Origin of the sequence: Enterobacter sp. AC1 (assembly GCF_050434705.1) — a bacterium.
Lineage (GTDB): Bacteria > Pseudomonadota > Gammaproteobacteria > Enterobacterales > Enterobacteriaceae > Enterobacter > Enterobacter cloacae_L.
In genome coordinates, this window is the sequence record NZ_JBNDIZ010000003.1 from 157,875 (window position 1) to 169,887 (window position 12,013).

Consider the following 12,013-nt stretch of genomic DNA (forward strand, 5'->3'; position numbering starts at 1 on the left):
TAAATAGCTGGAGATCCTTTTTTCTCGCTGAAACAGTGACATAAATTCAACCTCTGCCTCAAAAACATTATAGAAATCGATAACAACTTAAACGCCACTGCTATCCCGGCAAATCTCTCCGCACAAACGCAACTCTGGCGGCTTTGCCGGTGTAATAAGTCCAATCCTGACTGGCAAAGAACCCTCTTTTTGGCACTGTTTCTTGAGTAGCTGCCAGTTTTCGGTTTCAGACTCCATATGGTTAATCAGGGAATCAAAAGCCCCCTCGGCAACTTCTACTTTTAGCGGTTTCTCTTCTTCACTGTCGGTAAGATCAGATTCAGTCTCCTTCGACGCCTCGTTTTCCAGACCATCAAGACTGTTTTTTAACCCGTCAAAGCAGTTTGTCGCAATACTTGGGGTATGGAAGAACAAACCACTAATGAAGATCGCTTCCATTACTTCATAGAAGGAAAAAGAGGTATCCCCATAAACAAAATGGCTACGATCGGCATTATTTACCCCAGAGGCACTTTCTCTTAGCAGCTCATCCTTCTGTAAGGTCATCAGCGTTTGCTTGCTGTAGAGGATCACTGGCAGATTTTTAATTTCGTGGACATTTTCGCTAAGGCTCCAGCGTTCTTTATCACCTTTGATAAAACCGGAAGCATCGCAGCTACTTTCTATATCAAATTCGTCAGTGGGGATCCGCTCACGGTTGAACCAGGCTGTTAAATCCTCACCGTCTCCCATATCCTGATGCTGATATGCGCGGTAAACAGAGCTGCGGCGATCAATGCCAATCCACTCAAGATCCCATGTGGTCGGTTTAGATGGTTTTCTTACTTCGTCAATATAGGCTCCAACATCCCGATCCAAGTAAGCGGTTAGCAATTCCTTCCACGGCTCAATTGCAAAAAAGATATTCGCCAGCGTTGTTCCTTCTTCAATCATCACGGTATGACGAAAGAACCTGAGAAGAAAAAAGGGATCGGTATCTGAAATGGCTTTCTGTATTGAGAGTAACGGAAGAGCTGTTGTTTCATCGTAATCAGAACGAAAGCGTAGTATTGAGTCCGAGCAGAAAATTAGTTTACCTTCCATCATTTATCTGGCTCCTGGTGTTATGTAGCAATCCTTAGCTGATCTACCGCACAGCTTTTTCGCGCTTTATCTGGTTTGAAGGAAAGCATAGATAAGGTGGTGTACAAGCCATAGTACTCGACTTGTGTACAGAAAGAAAAAACCAGAAAAAATAGGTGGTCATTCTGGTGGTCTTGACAACCACAATATTTAGGTTTAGCTTATTAATCAGCCAGTTAATGGCTAAGGCGATCCCAGTCAGAGGAGCCAAATTTGAAAAGCCTGCTTTTGAAGCAGGCTTTTTTGTTTTCATTTTCCATCACATTGGGAGAGTTTGGGCCAGGTTGAGTTCACTCCGCTCATGGCTTCATAACGATGCGGCCAAGCGGTTTCGCTGTCTCAGCGTATTCGTGAGCCGCGGCGGCGTTAGCCAGGGGGAAGATGCGATCAATGACAACCCTGATGCGCCCTGCCGCTACAGCCTGCAGCATGTCGTCCACGCTTGTCCGAACTTCGGGTCTTTCAAAAAGGGGTCCCATGAATACCCCCATGAGCGTCTGGTTAGACTGCATTGGCGGCCACAGGTCGACGGTCAGACTGCCGCCGCCGGCATTACCGACGAAAATGAGACGTCCTTCCGGAGCGAGTGCAGAAAGTGAAGCAGACAACGTGGTCCCCACCGGATCGATGACGAGGTCAACGCCGGTGCCATGGGTGTACTCACGGACACTGTCCACAAGGTTATTCTCTGTACGATCCACAACATAATCGGCGCCAAGTTCAAGCAACCGGCTTCTTCGCTGCGTTCCGCTAGCCGCGGCGATAACCGTTGCACCTGCCTGTGAGGCAAGCTGAACGGCCGCAAGCCCTACGCCACCGGCAGCGGCCTGAATCAGGACGGTTTCTCCGCCCCGGAGCATACCGCGTGTGAAGAGGCAATGATGCGCGGTTCCGAAAGAAATCGGTACCGCCGCCGCTTCTGCCATACCCACCCCGTCGGGTATAAGCCAGGTTCGTTTCGCGGGCACAGCCCAACGTTCCGCATGCGATCCCTGCATGTGAAAAGCAGCGACTCTGTCCCCAACCGCACGGCTACGGACTTTCGACCCGACGGCAACCACAGTGCCCGCTGCCGCGTAGCCGACGACCCATGAAGGAAGAGGCGGCGGAGTTGAACGGCGGTTGATCAGATCGCCCCCTTCAATCGAGATAGCCTCGACCGCAATCAGGATATCGTCGGGCCCAGTGACCGGATCCGGGATATCGACATATTTCAGGACGCCGGGGGCGCCTTCCACGTCATAAACCGCTGCTTTCATAAATTTTCCTCTGTCTTATCTTTCGACTGGCGAAAAATCCCGTAACGCTCAGGGCAGCCTGGCAATCACCTTAATTTCAAACTGGAATCCGTAAAGCCACGTCACCCCGATTCCGGTCAACGTAGGATAAGGCGCTTCCCCCCAATATTCTGGCAGGATACTCCAGATAGCGTCGAGGTTTGACTCGGGATCGACGACAAAGAGGGTCACGTCAACCACGTTACTGAACGTGCAGCCCGCAGCCGCGAGAACAGCATTAAGATTATCGAAGGCCAGCCTGACCTGCGCTTTCAGATCGGGCTCTGGCGAACCATCCTCGCGGCTGCCAACCTGCCCCGAAACGAACAGGAAACCGTTGGATTTAATGGCCGGTGAATAGCGATTGCGCTCATAGAGCGCCTGGCGACCGGTGGGAAAAACTGCATCGCGTGCCGTCATGTTTTTACCTTTGTAATGGGGCGAAATCAGCCCGGTGAACATAAAGACACTTTACAGGTGCAGGATCGGGCGGATAAACAAGCGACTTTGTCCATCATTGTTTGTAATATCCAAACAATAGGCGAAAAGAGAGGATAAGGAATGGATCGTTTCGATGCGATGCGCGCCTTTGCTCGCGTGGTGGAGGCTGGTAGCTTTACAAAGGCTGCTCAAACGCTTCATATGAGCAAAACCACGGTGACGCAGCTCGTTCAGCAGCTGGAAGCGCGCCTTCGCGTTAAACTGCTCCATCGCACCACCCGCAGGCTCGGCGTGACTCCCGACGGCGCGGTCTACTACGAACGCGTCATCCGCCTGCTGGCAGACATGGAAGATGCTGAAAACTGCCTGTCCAGCGCGGCGATGACGCCCAGGGGACGGCTACGGGTAGATGTGCCCAGTCCGCTGGCCCGCCTCATCCTTGTACCGGCGCTACCGGCGTTCCACGCGCGCTACCCTGACATCCAGTTCGACATGGGCGTGAGCGACCGGGTGGTGGATCTGATCGGCGACAGCGTGGATTGCGTCCTGCGCGGCGGCGAAATCAACGACCAGTCCCTCATTGCTCGCCATGTCGGAGATTTGCAAATCGGCGTCTACGTCGCCCCCAGCTATGTGGAACGCCTTGGCGCCCCTGCGCACCCGCGAGAGCTGGAAAACACCGACCATCGCAGAGTAGGATTCTTGTCCTCACGCACCGGCAAGATTGATCCTCTGGTACTGCGCAGTGACAGTGAACATGTTGAAATCACGGGCAGCTACGTGCTTGCCGTGGATGATGGCAATGCTTACCTCGAAGCCGGGTTAGCCGGGTTGGGCGTGATTGCGCTGCCAGTCTATATGGCGGCAGCGCATCAGGCTGCCGGCGCTTTGATTCCGTTGTTTACACAATGGCGTATCAGTCCAATGCCCCTGCACCTGGCGTTCCCACCGAACCGCCACGTCAACGCTAAGCTGCGCGTTTTTATTGACTGGATCGTTGAATTGATGCAGCAGCATGTCCCCAACACCAATAGAAAGGGAAATGAGATTTAGCTTATTTATTCGCCCGTTACTGGCAAAGACGCTCCCGGTCAGAGGAGCTAAATTTGAAAAAGCTGCTTTTGACGCAGCTTTTTGCCCTACAGCACAAACTCATAGTGCGAGCCATCCGGCAGCTCAACATCAAGCTTAAGCTTTCCACCCGCTGCCTCAACGTAGCGCTTAAGTGAAGAGAGTTTCAGATCGCGCCCTGGCTTTTCCATAACCGCGACGGTGGGCTGCCTGATGCCCAGCGCCTGTGCCATTTCAACCTGCGTTTTTTGCACCTTTTCACGAAGCTCTGCCAGGTGAATGTTAAGCAAAATGTCGGCCGCCATTGCCTGAGCGCTGGCAACAACATCCGGTTTTTCATCCGCTATAAGCTGCTCAAGGTTTCTGCCCATCGCGCAACGCCCTCTCTTTTAATGTATTCAACCAGTGAGTGAATTCCCGGTCAGCCACCAGCAGCATCTCATCGTAAAATCGTCTTTCGTTGCCGGCCTTGTTGCCAGCACAAAGCACAATGCCGGTTCGATTTGGGTCAAACGCGAAAAATGCCCGCAACGGATCGCCCTTACTCTGAATGCGCAGCTCTTTCATGTTACTGTGACGAGAGCCTTTAAGCGTATCGGCATAGGGTCTCGACAAAGCCGGCCCCTTTTCTCGCAAAACAAGCAGTGCTGCCAGCACGCAGGCCCGGTCAGTATCGTCAAGTGAACGAAACCAGCAATCAAACCTGTCCGTCGTGATAATTGCCCACACACTTCCTCCGTGAAATATAGATCAAAAGCTATATAGCAGTAAAGCTATAGCAGCAATTATCCTGAGAGAATGTGCATGATCCATGTGCTGTTACGCGAAAGCTGAAGACGTGCAGGAGTATTTCGATGAATCACCCGTCAGGCATTCACCGCATTGCGAGCAGTACCGTAAAAAAGAGTTCAGAACTCCGTGAGCTGACGCCAGGCCGCCACTTCCTCATCCAGCCGCTCGACAAAGAGAGCCACCTCCGGCTTCGCCCCCGTTAACGGCGATGTCACCAGTCAGTAAGGCCAGGGATACGGCGCAGTGAAAGGGGTACAAAATGTGTATGAGCATAACCTGCGCCCGGAAGAAAAGCAGCACGGTGCCTGGGTCAATCGCATTACAGTCCAGCTGCTGGCGGCCTGCAGGGAATGGAATGCGCTGCTAAAGACGCGTCCGACCACCTACGCTCCCGATCGGGTTGCCGTCACCAGTACGGTTATCGGGACGTTTATTGAGTCAATGAGCCCGGTCAGCGCAGCGCTACCGGGCAAGCCAGCAGCTAAATCTGGTAATCAATCGCCACTTCTTCCGGCTCCATCACCTGGCGTTTAATCTCATCGACGGACAGCCCGGCGTTGCAGAGCTCGATAAAGCGCCATACATAGTTGCGCTGTAGCTGCCCGCGCTTCAGGCCGAGCCAGACGGTATTGGCGTCAAACAGATGGCGTGTATCAAGACGCACCAGATCCCCGGCCTCGCGCTCGCCGCCGGACTGTTCCGCCACCAGCCCAATCCCCAGGCCCAGCTCGACGTAGGTTTTAATGACATCGGAATCCTGCGCGCTCAGCACGATGTCCGGCGTGAGCCCTTTGCGGTTGAAGGCTTCATCAATGCGCGAGCGTCCGGTAATGCCCTGGCGGTAAGTGATCAGCGGCCACTTAGCAATCTCTTCCAGCGTCAGGGGAGAGACCTGATTCAGCGGATGATCGACCGGGAGTAATAAGCTGTGGTACCAGCGGAACCACGGGAAGGCCACCAGCAGCGGGTCGTTGCTCAGGCGTTCGCTGGCGATGCCGATATCCGCCCCGCCGTTTTGCAGCAGCACTTCAATTTCCTGCGGCGTGCCCTGGATGAGCTCCAGACGGACATCCGGGAAAAGTTCGCGGAAGGCTTTTATCACCGGCGGCAGGCTGTAGCGGGCCTGGGTGTGGGTGGTGGCGATGGTAAGCACGCCAGAGGCGTCATTGGTAAAGAGATCCGCCAGGCGTCTAACGTTGCTGGCCTCATTGAGGATCCGCTCTGCGATGGTGAGCAAGGCCTTGCCGGGCTCGGTCATGCCCAGCAGACGCTTGCCGCGGCGGATAAAGATCTCTATCCCCAGCTCTTCTTCCAGCTCGCGGATATGGCGGCTGACGCCGGACTGAGAGGTATAAAGCATGTTGGCGACCTCGGTCAGGTTGTAGTCCCGCCTGGCCGCCTCACGGATAATTTTAAGTTGCTGGAAATTCACGATTCACTCCGGCGCATCTGAGATAGCTCTATTGTTAGAGTCAGCTGAGCTGCAGAACAAATAATAAAAACCAGCATCTTATGCTTTTATGGAATATCAGCTCACGAGCTGAAGCTCGCGGTTCTCAAGCGAGGGCTTGCTGACCAGCGACATCAAAATCTCTTTTACCGCCTGCGCCTGCGGCGAGAGCGATCCGCGCGCGGACATGTTCAGCGACAGCGGCAGGCTCATTGAAGGCGTGGTGATACGCGCCATCCAGCCATTTGCCGCACTGCACAGCGAGCGCGCGGCAGATTCCGGCAGAACCGTCACCCCCATTCCGCTGGCAATGGCCGCGGTCAGCGTGGAGATAGAATCGATCTCGCCGATGATTTTTGCCGTCAGGCGGCGCAGGGAAAATGCTTCATCCACCCGCACGCGCACGGCGCTGTAATCGCGCGGCAGATAGAGGTTCATCTCTGCCACGGCGGTAAGGTCTACGCTCTGGCCCGGACAGTCGCGGGTGCCCACGAGGTAAAGATCTTCTTTCAGCAGCGGCTGGCTGGTGATCCCGGCGACCGGGGAGCGATCGTAAAGGACCGCCATATCCAGCTGGCCGCTCAGCAGTTTGTCATTCAGTACGGACCCGCTGTTTTCGTGCAGGTATACCAGCACTTCAGGCAGCTCGGCGCGAACGGCCTGCAGCAGCGGCATGGTAATAGACGATGCCGCCGTTCCCGGCGCCAGTCCGATAGAAACGTGCCCGCTCAGGGTCTGGCCCACGTTGTTCACCGCCAGCTGCGCCTGTTCACACTGGCGGAGGATAGTGCGCGCGTGGGTATACAGGATCTTACCGGCTTCCGTTGGCGTGACGCCGCGTTTGGTGCGAATCAACAGCTGCTGATCCATTTCGCCTTCCAGAGTAGCCACCTGCTGGCTCAGCGCAGGCTGCGCGATATGCAGCACTTCTGCCGCTTGAGTCAGGCTGCCGATATCGACGATTTTTACGAAGTATTTCAGTCGTCTTAAGTTCATTTTGCCCCCTGTTCGAAAATGCTGTGCCGGAACCGGCTGTCGTTGTTGAACAGGTTTGCAATATGAATGCCACTTTTACCAGTCGGTCCAAATTGTTCGCTAAGCGCCTGAAAATAAGGAAACCTAATCACGGAGGTGGGTTTTATTACTGAAACAGCAGTTTATGATCTGCCCCATTAGGGGTATACGCGCACCAAAGCGGTGCATTCCGCTGGCAAAAACACCACTTTGCCGATTTTGTCAGCAAACGATCAAAAGGCGTTGATCCACCCTTTGACAAGGCGAACGCAGGTCGATAATATGCGCCCCGTTCACACGATTCCTCTGTAGTTCAGTCGGTAGAACGGCGGACTGTTAATCCGTATGTCACTGGTTCGAGTCCAGTCAGAGGAGCCAAATTTGAAAAGCCTGCTTTTAAAGCAGGCTTTTTGCTTTTCTGCGCAAGGTAAATGCAAAACGGCAACCGAGTTGCCGTTTTTAGTGTGTGCACCCTCTCCCGTGGGAGAGGGCTGGGGTGAGGGCACCAGCCCGCACAATCACCTCACATGCCAATTTTTACCGGCATCCCCGACCGCCGCTCCAGTTCGGCTCCCGCCCCGTCGTTTATCAGCTGCGTCCGCTGCGCGGCTGAAATGGGCAGAGGCACTTTCCGTGTTGACTCAAATTCTGCGCGGTTACGTGACAACGGCTCATGCACCTCCACCCAGCGGCTACCGTCCGGCTCGGTGGTGCTTTTAACGGGCCTGTCGATAAGCTGCACGCGCGTTCCTACGGGGACATTATCGAAAAGGTATTTGATGTCGTTATTACGCAGACGAATACAGCCCTGGCTCACGCGCAGCCCGATGCCGAAATTCGAGTTTGTGCCGTGAATGGCGTACAGCCTGCCGATGTAAATCGCATACAGCCCCATCGGGTTATCCGGCCCGGCGGGCACGAATGCCGGCAGCGTTTTCCCCTCTGCCGCATAGGCGCGGCGCGTATTCGGCGTCGGAGACCAGGTGGGCCCCTCCTGCTTGCGCTCAACCGCCGTCACCCAGTTACGCGGCGTTTCGCGCCCGGCCTGGCCGATGCCGATGGGCAGCACTTCAACGGTGTTACCGCCGGGCGGATAGTAGTAAAGGCGCATTTCCGCCGCATTCACGATAATGCCTTCCCGGACGGTGTCAGGCAAAATCAGCTGCTGGGGAATGACCAGCCGTGTGCCGGATTTGGGCAGAAAAGGATCCACGCCCGGGTTTGCTTCCAGCAGGTTGCTCAGCCCCTGCCCGTACCGCGCGGCAAAGCCTTCCAGAGGCAGCGTGTTGCCTTCGGGAACGGTGATGATAATCGGGGTTCCCACCAGACGACTGCCTGCCGGCGGTAGCGGATAGGTTACGGCAAACGCACCGGGAACAGCGGCGCACAGCGTAAGGACGAACCAGATAAGTCGAATCATAGTTTTCTGTGCTCAAAAAAAGAGAAAGCCTGGGCTCAGGCAGGCTTTCTCAGTTTACGCTATCACGCCTCGGTTTTGCGCCACCTGCGCGTCAGTACTTTTTCCGCCTCGACAATAAGGAACATCGCAAAACCAATCAGCAGGGTGATGACCCAGTAGCGGAACGGCAGCGCCTCGGTGCCAAACAGCATCTGCATGAAGGGTGCGTAAATAATAAGCAGCTGTAGCGCCAGCAGTACGCCGCTCACAATCCAAATCCCTTTGTTCTCCAGCAGACCTTTGCTCAGCGAGAAGCCGTCATTCACGCGACAGTTGAGCATGTAGAACCACTGCGCAGTGACCAGGGTTTGCAGCAGCACGGTGCGGATAAATTCCGCCGAATAGCCGCGCGGCTGTAGCCAGGCTTCCAGCACGAAGGCGCTGATGGCAATCATCAGACCGACAAACACCACGCGCCAGATGGCATAGCCGTCCATCACATGGAGATTCGCCTTACGCGGAGGCCGGTTCATGATGTCCTTCTCACCCGCTTCAAACGCCAGGCCAAACGACAGCGTGGCCGACGTCGCCATGTTCATCCACAGGATCAGGACCGGCGTTAACGGGATCAGGTTCCCCGCCAGCAGCGCGATGATGATCAGCAGAGCCTGCGCGATGTTGCTGGGGATGACGAACAGAATGGTCTTTTTCAGGTTATCGTAAACCCGACGTCCCTCATGCACCGCGCGGGCAATGGTGGCAAAGTTGTCATCTGTTAACACCATGTCGGCGGCTTCCTTGGTGACTTCCGTCCCCTTAATCCCCATGGCGATACCCACATCCGCCCGCTTGAGCGCCGGGGCATCGTTTACGCCATCCCCGGTCATGCCCACGACTTCCTGTTTACTTTGCAGAGCCTGCACAAGGCGGAATTTATCCTCCGGGCTGGTTCGGGCGAAAATATCGTACTGCTGGGCGGCGTCGCTCAGCTGACGATCGTCCATTGCCTCCAGCTCACGCCCGGTGATAGCGCTTGCGGCGTTACCAATCCCCAGCATTTGCCCAATGCTCATTGCCGTTTGCGGGTGGTCGCCGGTGATCATTTTCACGCGGATCCCGGCCTGCAGACAGTCGGCAATGGCGGTGATGGCCTCCGGACGCGGCGGATCCATCATTCCTGCAATACTCAGCAGGATCACGCCATCTTGCAGGTCCGGGTGCTCCAGCTCGCGTTGTCCCTCGTGGGCAGGTTTCCAGGCCGCCGCCACCATGCGCAGCCCTTCCCGGGCATACTCTTCAATCTTCCCTTCCCAGTACGGCTGATCGAACGGCTGCAGCCCGTCATTCGTCTGCTGGTACTGGCAGAGGCGGAACAGGACGTCTGGCGCGCCAGTGATTAAAATCACCTCTTCATCGCCCAGCCGGTACAGCGTGGACATGTATTTATACTGCGAATCAAACGGGATTTTACTGCGCATTTCGGTATCGAGCGGTGGGAGCGAGATTTTCGCCGCCAGCACCTTCAGCGCGCCCTCGGTTGGGCCCCCGGTGATTTTCCACAGCCCCTGCTCGTCTTTGATCAGCTGGCTGTCATTACAGAGGTCAATGGTGCGCAGGTAGCGTTCCAGCAGGGAGCCCTGCGTCACGCTGACGGGCGTCGGGTCATTTACGGGGTGAATATTCCCCACCGGTTCGTAGCTGTCGCCCTCCACGCGATAGGTCGTGTCAGCGGTGATCACCGCTTTGACCGTCATCTCATTCATCGTCAGGGTGCCGGTTTTATCCGAGCAGATGACCGTCATCGCCCCCAGCGTTTCCACCGTGGGCAACTTACGAATGATGGCCTTGCGGCGCGCCATGGCCTGTACGCCAAGCGAAAGGATAATAGATATGATGGCCGGCAGGCCTTCCGGCACGGCGGCAACGGCGAGGCTGATAAGCGACAGCACCAGTTCAGAAACCGGCATATCCCGGAACAGGAGGCTAAAGACAAACAGCGCCACCATCATCACCAGGATAGTGATAAAGATAGTCTTACCGAGCTTATCCATCTGCACCATCAGCGGCGTGCGGTGCTTTTCAATGTCGGACATCATCTGGTTGATATGGCCAAGCTCGGTCTCGCCTCCGGTCGCCACCACCACGCCTTTACCACCGCCGGAGCTGACGGTGGTGCCTGAGTAGAGCAGATTATACCGGTCACCTAAAGGCAGTTCCCCGCTTAACGCATCGCTGTTTTTCTCAACAACGGTGGATTCGCCGGTCAGGATGGCCTCCTCCACGCGCAGGTTGTGCGCTTCAATCACGCGCAGATCCGCAGGGATACGATCCCCGGCGCGGATCACCACGATGTCACCCGGGACCAGCGCCGTGGTGGGGATCGTTTCATGATTCCCCTGCCGTACCACCACGGCTTCGCTGGAGAGCATATTGCGAATGCTCTGCAACGATTTTTCAGCATTGCTCTCCTGGATATGGCCAATCAGCGCGTTAATGATGGCCACCCCAAGGATCACAAACATGTCTACCCAGTGGCCCATAAAGAGCTTAAGCAACGCGGCCACCAGCAGAACGTAAATCAATACGTCGTTAAAATGCGCCAGGAAGCGCAGCCAGGCCGGTTTGCCCTTTTTTTGCGGTAACGCATTCTCACCGTGCTGCTGAAGTCGGGCTGATGCCTCAGTGCCGCTAAGGCCTTCCAGGGTGGAGTGGATATTCGACAGGGTTTCGTCAACGGTTTGTTGATAATACGGACGTTCAGGTTTTCCTGTTTTCATCGTTCCTTCCTCAGGTTCTATTCAGAAATCACCTTGCTTCTCTGTAATTAACGAATAACGAAAACAGGAACATGTGCGTAACGAACAATGCTTGCGGCCTCCGATCCTAACAAATGGGTTTGTATATTTGGATTTCGAGAGCCGACAATAATCGCGCCGGCAGCCAGTTCATCCGCCAGCTTAATAACCTCATCACGAACGTTCCCGCTACGGACATGGAGATGAACACGCTCTTCTGGCAGATTCAATTTTTTGAGCAGCTCAGACAGTTTTTCTTTCGAATTATTAATCATATATTCATCCATTTTGCGCGCATCTGAAATAAAACCACGCGTCAGTTCGGCTGAAAATTTGGGCATGACGTGCAGCAAATGAATGTCACCCGACGCGCTTTGCGCCAGAAACCGTGCATGCTGCAACGCTTTATCCGCCAGGCTTGTCTCGTAGACATCCACCGGAACGAGAATGTTTTTATACATATCGAGCATCCTTTTTATAACCAACACGAGAGTGAATGAAGCAAAAAAACGCATTAAATGCAGGGGGTTGCCCTTAATGCCAGTTACGATAAAAAGAGATGAATAATATTAAACGTAGCACAGGAATATCAGGTTTAGCGCTTCCCCCCTGATAATGGTTATTTAACATTTATCTTTTCGCCGACTATGCT

At 54.8% G+C, this 12,013-nt stretch carries 12 protein-coding genes, 1 tRNA gene and 1 pseudogene; 4 read left to right on the forward strand and 10 right to left on the reverse strand.

Features of this window, described 5'->3' with window-relative positions:
- Positions 1-87 precede the first annotated feature (87 nt).
- The 3 genes from M2433_RS10545 to M2433_RS10555 all read right to left on the reverse strand — a co-directional run bounded on the left by M2433_RS10545 (position 88) and on the right by M2433_RS10555 (position 2,819).
- On the reverse strand, positions 88-1,083 hold the full coding sequence (locus M2433_RS10545) for a hypothetical protein (RefSeq protein ID WP_429054689.1): 996 nt from the start codon (positions 1,081-1,083) through the stop codon (positions 88-90).
- A gap of 338 nt (positions 1,084-1,421) precedes the next feature.
- On the reverse strand, positions 1,422-2,381 hold the full coding sequence (locus M2433_RS10550; protein ID WP_429054490.1) for a quinone oxidoreductase family protein: 960 nt from the start codon (positions 2,379-2,381) through the stop codon (positions 1,422-1,424).
- A 48-nt stretch (positions 2,382-2,429) separates the two neighbouring features.
- Positions 2,430-2,819, reverse strand: coding sequence for a RidA family protein (locus M2433_RS10555; RefSeq protein WP_429054489.1), 390 nt, complete (start codon positions 2,817-2,819; stop codon positions 2,430-2,432).
- Between the two features lie 141 nt (positions 2,820-2,960).
- Between M2433_RS10555 and M2433_RS10560 the strand changes: the two genes are divergently transcribed.
- On the forward strand, positions 2,961-3,893 hold the full coding sequence (locus M2433_RS10560) for a LysR substrate-binding domain-containing protein (protein WP_429054487.1): 933 nt from the start codon (positions 2,961-2,963) through the stop codon (positions 3,891-3,893).
- A gap of 86 nt (positions 3,894-3,979) precedes the next feature.
- Here M2433_RS10560 and M2433_RS10565 read toward each other — a convergent pair whose 3' ends face one another.
- Positions 3,980-4,282: an XRE family transcriptional regulator gene (locus tag M2433_RS10565; RefSeq protein ID WP_167211435.1), complete on the reverse strand. Its 303-nt coding sequence runs from the start codon at positions 4,280-4,282 to the stop codon at positions 3,980-3,982.
- Entirely contained in the window at positions 4,266-4,640 is a 375-nt protein-coding gene (locus M2433_RS10570; RefSeq protein WP_429054485.1) for a type II toxin-antitoxin system RelE/ParE family toxin, read from the reverse strand. The genes M2433_RS10565 and M2433_RS10570 overlap by 17 nt, the downstream gene beginning before the upstream one ends.
- Before the next feature lie 125 nt (positions 4,641-4,765).
- Between M2433_RS10570 and M2433_RS10575 the strand changes: the two genes are divergently transcribed.
- Entirely contained in the window at positions 4,766-4,906 is a 141-nt protein-coding gene (locus M2433_RS10575; RefSeq protein ID WP_429054483.1) for a hypothetical protein, read from the forward strand.
- A gap of 43 nt (positions 4,907-4,949) precedes the next feature.
- A pseudogene (locus tag M2433_RS10580) lies at positions 4,950-5,165 on the forward strand (glutathione S-transferase); the annotation flags it as partial.
- 19 nt (positions 5,166-5,184) lie between these two features.
- On the opposite strand, the gene cbl reads toward M2433_RS10580, so the two are convergent.
- Positions 5,185-6,135 (reverse strand): HTH-type transcriptional regulator Cbl, encoded by a 951-nt coding sequence (gene cbl / locus M2433_RS10585; RefSeq protein ID WP_047346080.1) that lies wholly within the window; start codon positions 6,133-6,135, stop codon positions 5,185-5,187.
- A gap of 96 nt (positions 6,136-6,231) precedes the next feature.
- Positions 6,232-7,149, reverse strand: a complete 918-nt coding sequence (nac, locus tag M2433_RS10590; protein ID WP_045908128.1) for a nitrogen assimilation transcriptional regulator NAC — start codon at positions 7,147-7,149, stop codon at positions 6,232-6,234.
- Positions 7,150-7,469: 320 nt separating this feature from the next.
- Here nac and M2433_RS10595 point away from each other — a divergent pair.
- A tRNA-Asn gene (locus tag M2433_RS10595) sits at positions 7,470-7,545 on the forward strand.
- 145 nt (positions 7,546-7,690) lie between these two features.
- Here the strand turns inward: M2433_RS10595 and ldtA are convergent.
- From ldtA to M2433_RS10610, 3 genes are all read right to left on the reverse strand, one after another.
- Positions 7,691-8,587 carry a L,D-transpeptidase gene (gene ldtA / locus M2433_RS10600; protein ID WP_429054481.1) on the reverse strand — a complete coding sequence of 299 codons (897 nt, stop codon included), beginning with the start codon at positions 8,585-8,587 and terminating at the stop codon, positions 7,691-7,693.
- Positions 8,588-8,649: 62 nt separating this feature from the next.
- The gene (locus M2433_RS10605; RefSeq protein WP_429054479.1) at positions 8,650-11,343 is read right to left on the reverse strand and encodes a cation-transporting P-type ATPase; all 2,694 of its coding nucleotides are present in this window, start codon (positions 11,341-11,343) and stop codon (positions 8,650-8,652) included.
- Positions 11,344-11,390: 47 nt separating this feature from the next.
- On the reverse strand, positions 11,391-11,822 hold the full coding sequence (locus M2433_RS10610; protein WP_429054478.1) for a universal stress protein: 432 nt from the start codon (positions 11,820-11,822) through the stop codon (positions 11,391-11,393).
- Between the last annotated feature and the right edge of the window lie 191 nt (positions 11,823-12,013).